General features: G+C 43.8%; 18 protein-coding genes. 6 read left to right on the top strand and 12 right to left on the bottom strand.

Annotated elements, in window-relative coordinates; all coding sequences use genetic code 11:
• Window positions 1-388 precede the first annotated feature (388 nt).
• The 3 genes from FA954_RS07575 to FA954_RS07565 all read right to left on the bottom strand — a co-directional run bounded on the left by FA954_RS07575 (window position 389) and on the right by FA954_RS07565 (window position 3764).
• Window positions 389-913 carry an Imm6 family immunity protein gene (locus tag FA954_RS07575; RefSeq protein ID WP_037996000.1) on the bottom strand — a complete coding sequence of 175 codons (525 nt, stop codon included), beginning with the start codon at window positions 911-913 and terminating at the stop codon, window positions 389-391.
• Between the two features lie 184 nt (window positions 914-1097).
• Window positions 1098-2084 carry a hypothetical protein gene (locus FA954_RS07570; protein ID WP_138614967.1) on the bottom strand — a complete coding sequence of 329 codons (987 nt, stop codon included), beginning with the start codon at window positions 2082-2084 and terminating at the stop codon, window positions 1098-1100.
• A 1302-nt stretch (window positions 2085-3386) separates the two neighbouring features.
• On the bottom strand, window positions 3387-3764 hold the full coding sequence (locus tag FA954_RS07565) for an immunity 22 family protein (RefSeq protein ID WP_037996005.1): 378 nt from the start codon (window positions 3762-3764) through the stop codon (window positions 3387-3389).
• 1109 nt (window positions 3765-4873) lie between these two features.
• On the opposite strand from FA954_RS07565, the gene FA954_RS07560 reads away from it, so the two are divergent.
• On the top strand, window positions 4874-5341 hold the full coding sequence (locus tag FA954_RS07560; protein ID WP_049720141.1) for a VOC family protein: 468 nt from the start codon (window positions 4874-4876) through the stop codon (window positions 5339-5341).
• A gap of 829 nt (window positions 5342-6170) precedes the next feature.
• On the top strand, window positions 6171-6611 hold the full coding sequence (locus FA954_RS07555; RefSeq protein ID WP_037996010.1) for a hypothetical protein: 441 nt from the start codon (window positions 6171-6173) through the stop codon (window positions 6609-6611).
• Between the two features lie 618 nt (window positions 6612-7229).
• Here the strand turns inward: FA954_RS07555 and FA954_RS07550 are convergent.
• Genes FA954_RS07550 through FA954_RS13975 form a run of 3 tightly spaced genes read right to left on the bottom strand, consistent with a single transcriptional unit; the run spans window position 7230 to window position 7913 of the window.
• Entirely contained in the window at window positions 7230-7478 is a 249-nt protein-coding gene (locus FA954_RS07550; RefSeq protein WP_037996011.1) for a hypothetical protein, read from the bottom strand.
• Window positions 7453-7734, bottom strand: a complete 282-nt coding sequence (locus FA954_RS14100; RefSeq protein WP_425329136.1) for a class I SAM-dependent methyltransferase — start codon at window positions 7732-7734, stop codon at window positions 7453-7455. Before FA954_RS14100 ends, FA954_RS07550 begins: the two co-directional genes overlap by 26 nt.
• Before the next feature lie 53 nt (window positions 7735-7787).
• Complete coding sequence (locus tag FA954_RS13975) at window positions 7788-7913, bottom strand: hypothetical protein (protein WP_255347193.1); 126 nt, start codon at window positions 7911-7913, stop codon at window positions 7788-7790.
• A gap of 170 nt (window positions 7914-8083) precedes the next feature.
• Here FA954_RS13975 and FA954_RS07540 point away from each other — a divergent pair, with 170 nt between their 5' ends.
• Entirely contained in the window at window positions 8084-8842 is a 759-nt protein-coding gene (locus FA954_RS07540; RefSeq protein WP_138614966.1) for a glucose 1-dehydrogenase, read from the top strand.
• A gap of 157 nt (window positions 8843-8999) precedes the next feature.
• Here FA954_RS07540 and fabI read toward each other — a convergent pair whose 3' ends face one another.
• Window positions 9000-9776 (bottom strand): enoyl-ACP reductase FabI, encoded by a 777-nt coding sequence (fabI, locus tag FA954_RS07535; protein WP_037996020.1) that lies wholly within the window; start codon window positions 9774-9776, stop codon window positions 9000-9002.
• A gap of 251 nt (window positions 9777-10027) precedes the next feature.
• Between fabI and FA954_RS07530 the strand changes: the two genes are divergently transcribed.
• Window positions 10028-10447 carry a hypothetical protein gene (locus FA954_RS07530; protein ID WP_049720145.1) on the top strand — a complete coding sequence of 140 codons (420 nt, stop codon included), beginning with the start codon at window positions 10028-10030 and terminating at the stop codon, window positions 10445-10447.
• Window positions 10448-10723: 276 nt separating this feature from the next.
• On the opposite strand, the gene FA954_RS07525 is transcribed toward FA954_RS07530, so the two are convergent.
• The 5 genes from FA954_RS07525 to FA954_RS07505 form a co-directional block, all read right to left on the bottom strand.
• The gene (locus tag FA954_RS07525) at window positions 10724-11125 is read right to left on the bottom strand and encodes a rhodanese-like domain-containing protein (RefSeq protein WP_062843046.1); all 402 of its coding nucleotides are present in this window, start codon (window positions 11123-11125) and stop codon (window positions 10724-10726) included.
• 113 nt (window positions 11126-11238) lie between these two features.
• Complete coding sequence (locus tag FA954_RS07520; RefSeq protein WP_049720147.1) at window positions 11239-12000, bottom strand: glycosyltransferase family 2 protein; 762 nt, start codon at window positions 11998-12000, stop codon at window positions 11239-11241.
• Window positions 11997-12935 (bottom strand): hypothetical protein, encoded by a 939-nt coding sequence (locus FA954_RS07515; RefSeq protein WP_131470927.1) that lies wholly within the window; start codon window positions 12933-12935, stop codon window positions 11997-11999. Before FA954_RS07515 ends, FA954_RS07520 begins: the two co-directional genes overlap by 4 nt.
• Window positions 12936-12999: 64 nt before the next feature.
• On the bottom strand, window positions 13000-13317 hold the full coding sequence (locus tag FA954_RS07510) for a c-type cytochrome (protein ID WP_037996028.1): 318 nt from the start codon (window positions 13315-13317) through the stop codon (window positions 13000-13002).
• Between the two features lie 11 nt (window positions 13318-13328).
• A complete protein-coding gene (locus FA954_RS07505) occupies window positions 13329-14201 on the bottom strand; it encodes a cytochrome c oxidase assembly protein (protein WP_049720148.1) in 873 nt (290 codons plus the stop codon).
• A gap of 318 nt (window positions 14202-14519) precedes the next feature.
• On the opposite strand from FA954_RS07505, the gene FA954_RS07500 reads away from it, so the two are divergent.
• Window positions 14520-14771: a FeoA family protein gene (locus tag FA954_RS07500; protein ID WP_037996031.1), complete on the top strand. Its 252-nt coding sequence runs from the start codon at window positions 14520-14522 to the stop codon at window positions 14769-14771.
• The gene (locus FA954_RS07495; protein ID WP_037996032.1) at window positions 14764-15477 is read left to right on the top strand and encodes a FeoB small GTPase domain-containing protein; all 714 of its coding nucleotides are present in this window, start codon (window positions 14764-14766) and stop codon (window positions 15475-15477) included. Before FA954_RS07500 ends, FA954_RS07495 begins: the two co-directional genes overlap by 8 nt.
• The last annotated feature ends 18 nt before the right edge of the window (window positions 15478-15495 follow it).

Raw genomic sequence — 15495 nt, 5'->3', positions numbered from 1 at the left:
AACTCTTTTCTCTCTGTGATTGATTTCTTATAAAACTCTTGATAAATAAACAAAAACGTTTTGTTTTTTTAAGCTGGAATTATTTATATTTTTCTTTTTATAGTTATTTATTTATAATGTTGTCTGTGTAACTGTGGTTTGAACTGTGAAATGAACTGTGCTTTAACAAAATAAAGAATCCCACAGCCAAAAATGGTCATGGGAAAGGGTTTGATGATTTCAGAGTATCGGCTTTGGAAGTCGTGAAAGACTTCAGTGTATCGGCTTTGGAAATCATCAAAAAGTCTTTTACTCAATTGCTTCTGAACAATTGGGACGATTAAAAGGGGAAAATCCCCTTCATATATTACGCCAAATATAGCGGAAATGTTTCCACTTAATCATTTTTTTATGCAATCAATCTCAACAATTCTTCTCTCTTAATTTTCCTATCACTGCCTGCCGGATAGTTTTCCAACAGGTATTGCTTTAAGTACTCGGACCATTCTTCTCGGTATCCTTCTACTTTTCTTATTTCTTCCATGAAACGCTGTTCATTGAATTCATCATCTAAACTTTCAAGCTCTTGTGGAAGTTCATTTTCCTTGTTGTTCAAGATATGACCCAGCCATATGACATAACTTACAGCACCAAAGATACACCAATAAGCAGATTCCGCCTGTGAATTTCCTTGAAAAGGATCGATTTCAGCCAAACCAACCATAAAGAACCCTTCATCTTCATCGTTAACTTTCATATAAATATCATCTTCATCCACCTTCTTATCCTCGACCCATTCCCAACACAAATCAAGGGTACTTCTCGCAATTGAATACCAATTCTCATAAGGAGTAAGTTTATCTATTATTTTGTCTGATAACGCTAAAAAATATGCTGCTTTCGCATCTATGTTTACCTTTTCATACCATCTCATACTCTATTTCCTCCTATCTTCCGGATAATCATATTGTTTACCATCTTTTACTATAAAAAAATGACTCTTAGTTACTTTTTGCCCCTCTTTAACTTCAGATGATACAATGATCTCAAGATTTGGATACCACTTACTAAGTTGGTATAAAACCCCTTGTCTTTTAGAGCTTTTTCCAAACCCTGCTTTACATGCTCCACATACCTTTTGGATTAGATTGATGTAAATATAGTTTACCTTTTACATCGAGGAGGTTTGGATATAAATCATCAACAGCGTCAGCAAACTTATTAACAATCATTTCTTCAGCATGATTGGTGTATTGTTTAAGGAAAGGATTGTTTTCATCATATGGTGCTTTTATTTTTCTATTCGGATCCAAAGGCTCTAATCCAGCTGCTGGTGGTGCTGCTTCTATAACTCGTGTAGAAGCACCTTCAAACACTTTATTTTCCAAACCTTCAATATCCGTTCTGGCGACAGCAATCGTATTTAAATCAGTACCTACTGTTTCTCTCCATTTTTTCAAATCACTTTTTAGTAGGTCTGTTATGCCTGTATCAACACATCCGGGTTTAACCACCAGGAAGAAGGCATGATATCCTCCGGTTTGCCGAGCAGCAATGCAATCGTCAACTTTGGTGAAAAGATTTTTGACAATCGGGGTTTTGGCCAAAACCGGTTCCATTGATGCGACGGCTTTATTGACCGCTGGCTGGGCAAAATGAACCACTACGACAGAACCGGCTCCGAAAAAACCTGCCAAAACGGCATTTTTCCAATTGATCTTCCGCCCATGCAGGATATCGTCCGCCACACTGGTTCCAGCACCCTCGGCTGCTCCGATGAATCCGCCTTTGGTAAACATTTTTTGAATGGGAGCAGGCATCTTGGAAACCAGTTTCTGTCCTCCGCGAAGAACAGGACCCAAGAATTTGGAATTTTTGGCACCCATGATCAGTTTTTGCCCGATGCCACTCGCCAATCCCCGGGAAGCTCCTGCAGTGATGCCTCCTCCGATCAATCCCAAGAGGCCGCCAATGGCTGCTTCCAAGAAGGTCATTTTGTTAATTTCCCAACCATTCAGGGCCATACTGATCACAAATGACAAAGCCATACCACTGAGTACGGCAATCCCTAACGGTGTGGCAAAGATGCACAAGACAATGCCCAAAATCAGGACACCGGCAAACGCTATGTATTCCTTAAATTTGACGATCCAGTCCCAAACTGCAGACAGTGTATCAATTACGACTTCTGCTATTTTGGAGCAAATTTCAGTAAACCAATCCCAAAAGGCAGACGCTTTTTACCTTGGTCCATTCCCATGCTCCGGAAATTTTGTCCCCGAACCAATCTCCTGCCTTTGACAATGATTCGGTAACAGAATCGAAAAATCCTTTCTCTTCCTTAACTGGTGGAGGCTGAACGGGTTGTTCCTTCTGAACCGGAGTCTTTTGCTCAAATTGATTAAAATCATCATTGATTTCAGGAACATCAAAACCCCCGTCAGCATGAACAAGGGCATGAACCCAGGAACCTGTTCCCACCGTGATGATCATAAACAAAAGGAGAAACCAAACAAGGTTCCGTCAGAATGATGGAACGGATTGGCTAGATTTAATAAGTAACAAAAAATCTTACGTTACTTTTCAAAAGAGGAAAGTCCAGATAACCACCGAAACCTCTTGAAATTCAAATGTCGAGTGGTTATGAAAAATACCCGGGAACTTTAATATTGGATCAGCATGTATTTTTGCATGCATAAAAAAAGACCGTCCATATCGGACGGTCTTTTTTTATTCCAAACTGGATTCAATGAACCGGCTTTGTCTCTCGTCTAATTTTTTCATACGATAACCTCCTTTTTCTTTAGTCAATCTCCTGGCACGCCACTTTCACAGTGAACGAAAATGCCATTGTGTCACGTTCGTGCAGGTGGCGGCCACCTCTTCGCTGGCGAAACTTTGACTTATATATTTTTTGACTTGAAGATTCTCACAGCAAAAAAGTTGAATGAATGAAGAATTTTTATTTTAACCCTTTTCTCTTCGTGATTGATTTCTTATAAAAAGACTTGTTAAATAAACCTTGATTCAAGACTAAAAAACATTTTGTTTTTTAGTCTTAATTATTTATATTTTTCTTTTTATAGTTATTTATAATGTTGTCTGTGTAACTGTGGTTTGAACTGTGAAATGAACTGTGCTTTAACAAAATAAAGAATCCCACAGCCAAAAATGACCATGGGAAAGGGTTTGATGATTTCAGAATATCAGCTTTGGAAGTCATGAAAGACTTCATTGTATCGGCTTTGGAAATCATCTAAAAGTCTTTTTTCTCAATTGCTTCTGTGCAATCGGGACGATTAAAGGGAGAAATCCTCCTCATATATTACGCCAAATATAGCGGAAACGAACCCATAAGTATCCTAAAATAATGAGATCTAAGCATGAAGCCAGATCTCATTATTTGATTACGATTTATATTGTACTGCACCCAAAAATTGAAACTGATTCGCCCGCTTTATCGTACCGGTATACTGAAAATTATAAAGTAAAATCACAGAGTTTACTTTATGATCTAAATAAACACCACAAAGATCTATAAACTTCCAAACTATTTCCTCATCATAAGAAAATCCCTCAAGGAGATTACGTAAGTCATCCAATGGTTCTTTATAAAATTCAACCTCTCTAAAATCCTCATCGTAGTAATCTATGCCAAAGTCCTTTTCGAACTGAGAAGGTATGGCATCTCCGTCTTCTGTATACTCTATTAAAACATACTGATCCAGTTCCTCAGATGAACTCATGTTGCCAATAAACAATGACACAAATCCTTCTTTCTGCATACTTGCTCTCCTCCTAAAGATTATGGCCTAAGACCTTCTGGTAAAGCTTCAGCTCCACCTTCAAGCCGGTAATTTGCCCAATTTTGAAGACGTCTCTTAAATGTATCGAAATCCGGAGAGGTATCAATGATTTCTATTAATTCATTATGAGCCGTCGTAGATCCTCTTTTACCATGTTGTCCTCTTGGATTAACAAATCTTACCTCGCTTATAGGAGACCGCAATTCTTTAATTTGTTCTGCAGTAACACCCCACCGCTTAAATGTAGGAGTTCGGGAAACTAGTAACCATTCACGCCCGGTCTCCAAGAAACGACGCGTATGCGATGGGATATCATTTCTTCGGGAACAACTAAAGCACGTAACGCATTATAAAACTCTTCCATCCGGGCTTCCGCAAACTGATCAACTGTCAAACGGTTTATACCCCTCAAACTCCGGGTCGTGCTTGATCTCCCAGAAGTATCCGCCATTGACATGTGTTCCATTAAAAAAACCTGCCATCAGCAGGGTTTTGTTAGTTTTTGTCAAGGGTTTTCAGCGATGATAATATCTAAAGGTTCATTGAATCCAGTTTGGATTAGATTCATCTTCAAAAATTCCGGGTACTTTTGAACCGCATTGGCTCTTGAATTTCAAGAGATTTCGACGGATAACCGGACTTTCTTCTTTTGACCAAAGAAAATTTTGCTACTTTGGAAGGTCCAAGAGACTTTATCCCAGGTCCGGGCCCTTTTCAAAGCAGATGAAAAATTCAAACCTCGGTCGCAATGCCCACCGCCTTTTCAAAGCAAAATTCTTTATTTCATCTTGTATTGTGATATGTTTTAAAATTTGCTTGGGATCCCTACTGATAAACGTTTTTTGTCCCGGCGCTTGGACAATCGAACCAATCCTGAATTCCCCGGGAAGTGTTTGAATCGTGGGATGGAAGACAGCGTTGCTCTCTTTTATTTTTATATTTAATAAATAAATATGTTTATAAAATATATTTAAGGGGGTATTAGAATATCATAAGACTGGGTGAGTAAATATGTTATCGATTGAGTAACCTCATTTTTCTGATTTTTATTACCTTCGGCTATTCCGGATATTGAGGGAGGGGACAAAATGATTCAAGGATTATATGAAGCCCATTTGCCTGTCAGTGATTTAGATCGTTCAATTGAGTTTTATAAAAACTTAGGTCTTGAATTGGCTCACCGTAGTGAAAATTTAGCTTTTTTTTGGATTCAAAAAAGCAAGAGTTGGTTAGGGTTATGGCAATGTGAACAAGTTCATACGCCTTATCATGTTTCTTTACGTCATATTGCCTTTTATGTAGAGGACATTAAAAAAGCAAAAGAATGGTTACAATCGATTGGGGTTGAAGTGAGTCCTTTCTTTGAATTTTCACCCGATAGACAACCTCTTGTATTGTCAAACGTTCCTCACGCACATGCAGCTGTCTATTTTAAAGATCCTGATGGAAATCTTTTAGAACTAATTTCTCCGCTTCAAATCGATACCGCAGATGAATTCCCCAATATGGAACTGGAAAAATGGCTGAAAATAAACAAGGGGGGAAATTCGAGATAAGCCCCAAAGCGGTCATACAGATAGCCCAACAATACCAAGTCTTGGGGCTTATGACGGGTCGTAGGTTATATGAAGAAGTGATTCGCGAAGATTTGAAAGACTTTGGAGCATGTAGCAAAAGGAGAACAGAAATAAAAAAGGCCCACACGGGCCTTTTCTCATTCAAACAAAATCTGTTGAACACAATCAAACATCCGTTGGAATTGTCCCTTGGCCATTACCTCTCCAAAAAGCCCTATCTCATCAATCCTGACAACACGATTACAGCTTACTCGCACACTCCGGACCGTGATACTATCATCGCTTCTACTCCCTCATCCAAGATCCTTGGGTGCCCTCTCCCCCCACCACCTTAAAAACTCTTTCCACATTTAATATTGGAGTTTACTGGCGGATATATTTCTGGATAACGTTTTTCGCTTCATGATAAGTCACACTTTCCCCGCCTCTTAAAAGCAAGATCCTCTATTTCATCTTGTATTGAGATATGTTTTAAAATCTGCTGGGGATCCCGACTGATAAAAGGTTTTTGTCCTGGCGCTTGGACGTTCCACCTCTATCCGTTGCAGCCAAGTACCGATCAATTATATAAGGACCATATCGAAGCTGATCATCGCTTCGATACACCAAGATAGTCAGCAAGAGATATTTCTGCGGACTGGCTTTCCTTCTTCTTTTAACTCCAGTTCGATCCATTCTGGTCTTGGTTTGACTCTAGGCATTCTTATCGCTTCTTATTGGCATTTCGGATATACTCTCATTATATCATTGTATAAAATGTAATTATCATTTTCAGATTTTATTTAAATTCTGTTGAGGAGTGAATTTGATGGCTTCTTATCTGGTTATAGAAGGGGAACAAGTCAATCAAAACACAATACACAATCAATGCTTTATTGTAGAAGCGAATAGCTCACAAGAGGCAAAACAATTTTTTATTCGAAAAGTCGGCATCCATGATCGGTTATTTTTGGAGGATGTCTATAATCGGTCAATAAATATGGGTTTAGTCGAGCATTTTGGGTATGACCTTCTTAGTTGGCAAGGCGTTCCGAAGCCTCGTTATGAAAAAGATAAAATGGATGAATTGTTTAAAAATAGAGTACGGGAGCTTTTTGAAGATCATCATGAATGGGCTGAAACCTATATTGAATATATGTTATATGAAAAGGATATTGAATTTCCCGAGGAAATGTTGGCTTATTTGTATTATGAGTTAGAATATAGAAAAATCATTGTAATCCCGATTAATGAAATAAAGCGTTTTTAATTATTCAAAAAGAACCCAATAAAGCTTTATTGGGTTCTTTTGGTGTGTTTTTTTATTTCATAAAGTGAATTGAACTTCTATTTTGCCTTTCTTTTTTTAACTCTCTTCTTCATCTGGTAACCTGCCTGAATTGTTTTTCCATTTGCTCAACTTCTTCCATTACAGGACCTGCAATCGCCATAACTTTCGTATTTACATTCATTCTTTCCATATCTTTCTTTCCATATCTTTTTCCTTCTGGCAGAGCGGGTCGTAGATCATGAATTCTGTGTTACTTATTCTTTAGGCATTTTTAAAGGACTTGGATACTTTCCCAAGTCCTTTTTTACATGGCGGGCGTTTCATTGTCAGGTGAACAGTCAATTTTCCCGGCAAGATGTTCATTGCTTTTCATATATCATGGGATTGTCCGACTTGATCGGTTGCGTGAGCATTTAACTTGCAGATTGCAGAAAGAAAAGCGTTTTGGTTTATTTGTGTTACAAACTTGTTTGGAATTAATCCGATGGTTTCTTCATGATTTTCTGTCTGAGGCCAAAACGATTCGGTAACCGTTCGTCTGTGATGCCTTCTCTGCAATCCATGCGGAACTTCGTCCTTCCTTCTCCAATGCTTTTCTCACACTTTCACCCTGACCCACAAGGCGCGATTTAAAGCTAAATGCAAACAGGCACCGGTAAATCCGGACTCACGCAGCCAACGAAGATGCTCTTCCAATCCTGCCGGGTGATCATGTTTGTGTTGGAATTTATCAAGAAATTCCTCCCCCGTTGTTCCGCCGGGATAATCCGTTTTCCGTTCAAGCCAGTCCCACATGTCCGCGCAGTCGGGATGCAAAGCCTCATCCGGCAATTGGATGCGGTCCATGATCAGGAACAGCCCCCCCTGGCTCAAGATGTTGATGGACGAAGCGGTACACTGCCTTTTGTTTGTCATGCGGCAGTTGGTGAAGCATCTGAACGCTTATGACTGCTTGCACCATTGGAACGGCAAGTGTATCGGTGTCGCCCATATCATGCTGAATCAATTGGCAACGCGCCGGATCCAACCGTGGTCGGGCCAAGTCCAGCATCGCTTTGGAAGCATCGATTCCGATAACCGTGATATCCGGCCTCCGGACCAACAATTTCTCCTCGATCAGTCCCGATCCGATCCCCAGATCCAGAAGGGTTGCGTTTAAGAAAGTTTTTGCTCAAGCAGAAAGATGAGCAGATCCATCTGTTCCTTCCGGGTCGGGTTTTCTGCCAAAGCGGTTTGATCCCAGTAAAGCGCAAACTCCGGATTATGCCAATCGTCTTTCACCAAATCCGTCCCCTCTCTTTCCTGTGAATGAGTATAAGGCAGTTTTGCTCTTTTTCCTGGATCCAAAAAGGGTACTTTTTTCATTCAGGTTTTTTCATACATGATAAGATACAATCAGTATAACGATTTTTATAATTGCTAATCATTTGTTTTTTCAAGGGGATGAACAGATGAAACCATTTGCCGGAAAAGTGGCCATGGTGACCGGCGGGGGGTCGGGAATCGGAAGAGCCACCTCCCTGGCTTTTGCCAAAAAAGGCGCAAAAGTCGTGGTCGTCGGGCGGACGAAAGAGAACATTGAGGAAACACAAGAAATGATCAGGGGTTTGGGCGGAGAATCCCTTGCGGTTCAAGCCGACGTTTCGCAAGACAAGCAAGTCCGGAAAATGATCCAAACAACCATGGAGCGCTTCGGGCGCTTGGACTTCGCATGCAATGCGGCGGGTACCGGCGGGAAATTGGCACCTCTGGCCGACACCACGGAAAAAGATTTTGACCGCACCATGGCAATCAATCTGAAGGGAATCTGGCTTTGCATGAAACATCAGATCCGCCAGATGCGAAAACAAGGATCCGGAACCATTGTAAACATCTCTTCCATCAACGGATTGGTTGGCCATCCGAACGCAGCCGTTTATTCGGCAAGCAAAAGCGGAGTGATCAGTTTAACCAAATCTGCCGCCTTGGAATATGCCCAATCCAACATCCGGATCAACGCCATCTGCCCGGGAGCGGTTCGCACCCCGATGCTGGAACAAGTCTTCAAGCAAACAGGATTAACCCCAAACCAATATGAATCCAAAATCCCCCTCCACCGGATCGGTGACCCGGATGACATCGCCCGGTCTGTAACTTGGTTGTGCTCCGACGAAGCCGGCTATGTAACGGGACACATCCTGATTGTTGACGGTGGAGTCTCTGCCGGTTAATCTTTTTTCCAAAAAACAAACCGGCTTTCCTGTGCCGATGGACAGCCGGTTTGTAGGTTTTCTTCTTATAAAAGAAGATTTGGGTATTTTTATGTTGTTTGCATCGCAAACTGGTTTTAATTGATATGACACGGTTAACTTTTAACCGCAAATCCGTCTATACCCCGATGATATGATAACCCGCATCGACATGGAGCACTTCCCCGGTAATCCCTCTGGACAAGGGGCTTAAGAAAAATAATGTGGCATCCCCGACTTCGCTTTGATCCACGTTTCTTCTCAGCGGCGCTTTTTCGGCAATGATCCCCATCAGGTCGTTGAAACCGGAAACGCCTTTTGCGGAAAGGGTCCGGATCGGCCCGGAGGAAACGGCATTCACCCGGATGTTATATTTCCCCAGATCCTCTGCCAAGTACCTTACGCTGGCTTCCAATGCCGCTTTGGCAACGCCCATCACGTTATAGTTTTTCACGACCCGCTCGGCCCCGAGATAGGACTGCGTCACAATGCTCCCACCGTCACTCATGAGTTTTTTTGCTTCCCGGGCCACTGCAACCAGTGAATATGCGCTCATCTCTTGCGCCATCAGGTACCCGTCACGGGAAGTTTCCACATACTCCCCGCACAACTCATCCTTGTCGGCAAATGCAATCGAGTGAACCAAGCCGTGGATTGTCCCGACTTTTTGTTCGATTTCGGAAAAGGCGTTTTCAATACTGGCATCGTCGGAAACATCACACGGAACAATGAGCAAAGGATCGATTCCAGCCTCTGACAACAGAGAAGTCAGCTTTTGATAAGAACGTTCTTTCCGGTATGTAAAGATCAAATTAGCCCCCGCGGCTTGCAGGGATTTGGTAACCCCCCACGCCAAACTCCTTTGGTTCGCCACCCCCATGATGACAACATTTTTGCCATTCATTAAATGATTCATGATCATATCCTCCTTAGAAAATCTTTACATCTTTGTATAGTATAATCGATTTCGCTTCCGGTTCAATGACATGGTCCGGAAAATCCAACCGCGTTGAAGTAAACAGACGCTCTTTTAATATGGCGGCTGACGCAACCTTTTTTGACATTTTTTCAGAAATTTGAAAATTATGCTATACAATCCATCCGATAAAGATTATAATTATAAGTGTGTTTTGAATTTTCAGTATAATTTAACGGGGGGCGTTTGGATTGAAACGACTGTTTGCGATTGCCATGGTGGCGGTGATGGGATTTTTGGGAGTGCCGGCAGTATCGCATGCGGCAGACGTTGGAGCGCAAGCGTGTGAAATTTACAATGGCTGGCTTTCGGACCCTGATTGCACGACAAACCGGTCAACCGTCCGCACCATCAGTAATGCGGAATTAAGAGTGGGCTACTACAACGGACAACAATACGGTTGGGGAAGGCTCACGACTTCCAGCCCCGGCTATACCCTTTTCTTTGATGTCAGCTTTGATGGCGGACAAACCATTGGCACGTATGATTATATCACTTCCGGAACATCCACCATTACCACTTGGGCATATCCGGCATCCAGCGACCCGAACCGCCGCTTCCGCGTATGTATCCTCAGTGATACATCATATCAATGCAGCTCCTGGTGGTAAACGATTCTTTAGAATATCAACCTCTGGTTTTCACAACCAGAGGTTTTTCAATTTAACCAGTGTTTTTAAAACCTCACAAACGACCGGTAAATGTTTCAATAAAAATTTTGTTTCAACAGATAGTTTGTGTTACAAACAAGTTTTAAATAACTGCAATGCATCCCTCCGCAATCCACATCAATTCACCACGCCAATATCAAAGTCTGCCTGGCTGAAATCACGGAATATCGGACTGTGTCTTCCTCCATCATACACCCCTCCCGCAGACTCGCCCCTTTATTCATCTGTTTTTTCCTCAGCTTTTTGGACCGGACCGTTCCAATTTATGAGCCCGCCCCGGAGCAGGTACACATTCCGGCACCCGAGCTTCCGTAATTCACGCACGGCAATCGCACTGCGGGAACCGCAGCGGCAGTAGATATACACTCCCCCGCCGTTTTCTTGTTGATCTGCCTCTTTTTTGAGACGTTCCAGCTGGCGCAACGGAACATGGACTGCTCCGGGGATGTGTCCGGACTCATATTCCCGTTTTTCGCGGACATCAATGATTAATATGTTATGGTTGTTTTCCATGACCTTCTTCAAATCATCCGGACTGATGGACGGAACCTTCGGACTCAGAAAAAGATAAAGAATTCCGCCCAATAACACGATCACGACCATGAAAACACCAATCATCCCCCGATCCCCCTTTCGACACAGCCTGTCCAGCAGCCATTTTCCGGCTGATTGCAAACCCCGAAATATATATAACCCGATAAAAAAAATACAAACCAGCCAAGGTTTGTATTTTACGGATGAAGCGTTGATTGGCCTCCATTGTGATCTTGTAAATAAAACCACTTGTACTCATAATATTTCTGGTTTTGTTTGCGGATTTTGATCTGATCCCGCACTTCTTCTTTGCTCAACGGTTTTTTTGCCAGCTGATGAACATACGTATCGGCGGCGATGATCAAAGAATACCCCGCTCTCCGCACCCGCCGGCAATAATCCGCCTCCGCGTGGATACCATCTCCAAACCGTTCATCCAGCCATCCGATTTCATCCACCAGCCTCCGCGGGAACAACACACAAAATCCCGACAACACCTCGGTCTCTTTCCACCTCGTGGGATTGCTGTGGTTAAATTGGTTGGAAAACCGGTGAATTTTGGAGATGGTTTTAAAGGGAATGCTTAATTTTTGCTTGGCATTTCCGCGATTGGTAACTGGCCCCGCCATCCCCGTCCACTCCCTCGCTTTGAAAACGGCAAGCAGCTGTGCCAACCAACGGTGTGAAGGAACGGCATAAGGGCTCAGCCAGACAATGTACTCTCCCCTCGCCCTTTCCATTCCCAAGTTGAGTGAAGCGGCCCGCCCCAAATCCGGTTGATGTTGAATGACCGTAAACGGAGGGCGTTGCAGGAATTTTTCCGGGATCTTCCCCGGGGCATGATCCACGATGATCACTTCATATTCCGCATGGGTATACGCCAAAATCCCTTCCAGACAAACCCGCATGCGTTTCCAATCGTTTTGGTGGGGAATGATCAAACTGACTTCGGGTTTCATCTTTTCTTCAGCACCTTTTCAACCATAAGCGGTCCGTTTTGCTGAAAGCGCATCAGCATATCCCGCTGATGCAACAACCGCAGCAAATACCTGCGCAACTCCGGAAACATTCCTTTTTGACTCAATAAGAAGCCGGTCAATGCATGATTCACCCACTCCCCATGATCCCCCCGGTCATCCGTGATCACCGCTTTTTGATTCGCCAAACACCGGACATGAAGCGGGGCCATCGACTGGGCAACCGGGCTCAATGTCACCACGATATCTGCCGCCAGCCAAAGATGTTTCCGGTCTGCTTCTTCCGGAGGAACCACCCGGATCCGCTGATCAAAATCCTCCCGGTGCGGCCCGGCCCAAATCACTTCAAGATCATCCGACTGCTTGAGCACTTTCAAAACCGTCAGCGCCAATCCTTTGCGATAACGCGGGGCAACCAACCGGTCATCGATCCACAAGCATACTTTGTTTTTCATCTTCAAGTCTTTTGGGGCCTCTTCCCCGTCCCCGGAGCCTTTCAGCGGTTCAACCGGCTGTGGATGAATCAGCTCCACGTCCACCTCCCGTTGCCGGAAGAAATAATAAAAACAAAGCGACGGAACCCGGACATGGAAAGAACGGAGAAACGTTCCCTCTTCCGCTTGGGGCAAATGATCATAATACAAGACGATGTTTTGAGGATTCCGGCCTTCCTCCAGCAACCGCTTTAACACCGCCGCCGGGGGATTCACCAATTCCACCTTCGTCCACTCCGGCTCCCGGCTGATCAAGGACCATGCTTCCCGACTGTCGGCTGCCGGGATCCCTTGTCCGGCCGGAAACTGCGCCATGTATGCGGAAGGAATCGAAGAGGGAAACCGGATCAACAAGGAATTCTTTTTTTCTTCCATTGCGATCGACCTTTGCTCTTTCTTGTCATTCCGTACCATTATATTCATCCGGCTTCCATCTGCGCATAAAAAAACATCAACCCCTGACAGGTTGATGAAAGACACGTTGTCCCTATTGCTCCGACAGCCACTTGGCCAGCTGTTTTTGGTCTTCTTCATTGATAAAGCCTTGCGAAGGCATGCTTCCTTTTCCCTTTTGAATAATGGTCAAGATTTCAGCTTCAGAATATTTTTTTCCCGCTTCTTTGAGTGCCGGGCCGTACCCTCCTTGCAATTGTTCACCGTGACAATTGGCGCAGTGCTGCATATACACTTTTTCCGGCCCTTCCGTCACTTGTCCGCTTTGATTGGGCCCAATTCCGTTTGATCCGCAGGCAGCCAGCAAGATGGCACTTCCCGCGATCAAACCTGCAATTCGGATCTTCTTCATGTTTCACACCTTCACACTTGATTTTCGGAGAATCTGAGTTGCCGCTCCTTTTCAATTTGCATCAAATCTTCCTGGTCTTTTTTCCGTTCGCTTTTAAACCAGCCGGCCAAAACGGTGCCGATGGCCGCCATAAAGGAAATCTCCTGGATGATTTTCATGATGACCCCGCCCAATTGCTGGTCGATCAGCGGAGCAAACAGCGGCAGCATTTGGGAGGTCTCTTGAAATCTTTCAAATAAAACCGTATCCGTGAAAATAATCAGTGCACAAGCCGGAGTGATCAAGACCGTCCCCCCGAGAATCAACGCAATTTTGATTAAATGCCTGTCTCTTAAGGTATCCATTTCCGGCACCGGCGATACAATCGACCACCACATGAAAAGGGACGCAACCATCAGGAGCGTGTGCGAGATCACGTGCAACGCCTCGCTGTTCATGATCGTATCAAAAACCGCCGGCACATGGTACAACGACAACAAACCGTTAAAAAGGAACACCGTCAACAACGGACGGGACAAAAACGAAAACACCGCTTTCAACGGCTTGATGCGAAAAACAGCACGATATAAATAAACCGGAATCCCGATCAACAAAAGAGGTGAAACCACAAAAAACATCAAAGCCATTTGCAGCATATGCATGGTAAACAACTCATGCGTCAAAAGGGCCAGCGGGCTTCCCACGGCAAAATAATAAACAATCAAGCCGGTCAGAAACACCGCTTTCTTCGATCCTTTCACCTCAGTTGCATCTTTGAACCGATGCCGCAAGGGACCGGTGATCAACAAATAAACCACCGCAATCAGGATGAAAAGCAGATTCAATTGATAGTTCCAATTGCTGGGATACGAAAAGATTTGGAATAAAATTTGTGACGCAGACACGGAATCCCTCCATTCTGAACAAGAGCCTGTTTCCGTATTTTATCTTACCATGAAATCCCTTATGGATAATCTTCACAAAAGTGAAAGGGATGTGACACACATTGTCATCATACCACATAAAATGGTATCACTCGAATCGCACCAAACGCAAACCTCCTGACAAACGGCGTGAAAGACGATACATATCTTGCAAAACCATATTGATTTTATATCTACAGTTATATATACTTTATATAGTATAATTGATTTTCTTTAAATTAAATGTTGCCCTAAACCAACAAATTTGTCTCAATAGAAAAAAAGAGCAGGTGTGAAAAAATGAATCATCATACTCTTTTTGATACAAAGCCGGGGGATCGTTTCCGCATCCGGGAAATCCGTGTGGAAGGCGTCCTCCGGCGCAGACTGCTGGATCTCGGCTTCATTCCGGGGGCGTTGGTCGAAGTGTTGTATCAAAGTCCTTTGGGCGATCCGGTCGCCTATCGGGTGAGCCAATCCACCATCGCACTCCGAAAAGAAGAGAGCCAAAAAATATGGGGTGAAAAATTGGGAGATGAAACCAATGAGTGAATACCGGATTGCACTGGCCGGAAATCCAAACACGGGAAAAAGCACTCTTTTTAATGCCCTGACCGGACTCAACCAGCATACCGGAAATTGGCCGGGAAAAACCGTGTCACTTGCCGAAGGAACCTTTCACCATAAAGGAAACGACTATCGCTTGATCGATTTGCCCGGAACATATTCCCTGTTCTCAAACTCCGCCGATGAAGAAGTGGCCCGCGATTATATCATTTTCGAACAACCCGATGTGACCATGGTCGTCGTCGATGCCACTTCATTAGAGCGGAACATGAATTTGGCCTTGCAAGTTTTGGAGATGACCGAACGGGTCATTTTGTGCATTAACCTGATCGACGAGGCTTCCAAGCAAGGCATTGTCATCGATGACCAAAAAATCGCGTCCAAACTGGGCATTCCGGTGGTCAAAATGTCCGCCCGCAACGGTGAAGGCATCACCCGGTTGCTTGACACCTTGCACAAGATGGTAAGCGGACAAATCATCACCCGACCTTACCGGATTGAGTACAGCGAGAATATTGAAAGACATATCCAACGCATCGAACCGAAAATCAAAGAAATATTCGGCGACTCCCTCCCCGCCCGCTGGCTCGCTTTGCGCTTGTTGGAGGGCGATGAGTCTTTGCTTCGGGTGTTAAAACAAAAATTTGCCCGAAAACAGCCACCTGCCCGCGCCACCCGTGCTCACGGCTAAACAAAAGGAGGAAAGGAT

This window comes from Thermoactinomyces vulgaris (assembly GCF_005886755.1).
GTDB lineage: Bacteria > Bacillota > Bacilli > Thermoactinomycetales > Thermoactinomycetaceae > Thermoactinomyces > Thermoactinomyces vulgaris.
The sequence above is the reverse complement of the archived record's forward strand: the minus strand, read 5'-3'. Positions and strand labels throughout refer to the sequence as shown.

Bases quoted from the DNA above. Each gene is read 5' to 3' on its own strand.
- FA954_RS07565 (WP_037996005.1), bottom strand. From the start codon at position 3,764: ATGCAGAAAGAAGGATTTGTGTCATTGTTTATTGGCAACATGAGTTCA.
- fabI (WP_037996020.1), bottom strand. From the start codon at position 9,776: ATGAATCATTTAATGAATGGCAAAAATGTTGTCATCATGGGGGTGGCG.
- FA954_RS07540 (WP_138614966.1), top strand. From the start codon at position 8,084: ATGAAACCATTTGCCGGAAAAGTGGCCATGGTGACCGGCGGGGGGTCG.
- FA954_RS07560 (WP_049720141.1), top strand. From the start codon at position 4,874: ATGATTCAAGGATTATATGAAGCCCATTTGCCTGTCAGTGATTTAGAT.
- FA954_RS07495 (WP_037996032.1), top strand. From the start codon at position 14,764: ATGAGTGAATACCGGATTGCACTGGCCGGAAATCCAAACACGGGAAAA.
- FA954_RS07500 (WP_037996031.1), top strand. From the start codon at position 14,520: ATGAATCATCATACTCTTTTTGATACAAAGCCGGGGGATCGTTTCCGC.
- FA954_RS07520 (WP_049720147.1), bottom strand. From the start codon at position 12,000: ATGAAACCCGAAGTCAGTTTGATCATTCCCCACCAAAACGATTGGAAA.
- FA954_RS07550 (WP_037996011.1), bottom strand. From the start codon at position 7,478: ATGGACCGCATCCAATTGCCGGATGAGGCTTTGCATCCCGACTGCGCG.
- FA954_RS07555 (WP_037996010.1), top strand. From the start codon at position 6,171: ATGGCTTCTTATCTGGTTATAGAAGGGGAACAAGTCAATCAAAACACA.
- FA954_RS07510 (WP_037996028.1), bottom strand. From the start codon at position 13,317: ATGAAGAAGATCCGAATTGCAGGTTTGATCGCGGGAAGTGCCATCTTG.
- FA954_RS07525 (WP_062843046.1), bottom strand. From the start codon at position 11,125: ATGATTGGTGTTTTCATGGTCGTGATCGTGTTATTGGGCGGAATTCTT.
- FA954_RS07575 (WP_037996000.1), bottom strand. From the start codon at position 913: ATGAGATGGTATGAAAAGGTAAACATAGATGCGAAAGCAGCATATTTT.
- FA954_RS07515 (WP_131470927.1), bottom strand. From the start codon at position 12,935: ATGAATATAATGGTACGGAATGACAAGAAAGAGCAAAGGTCGATCGCA.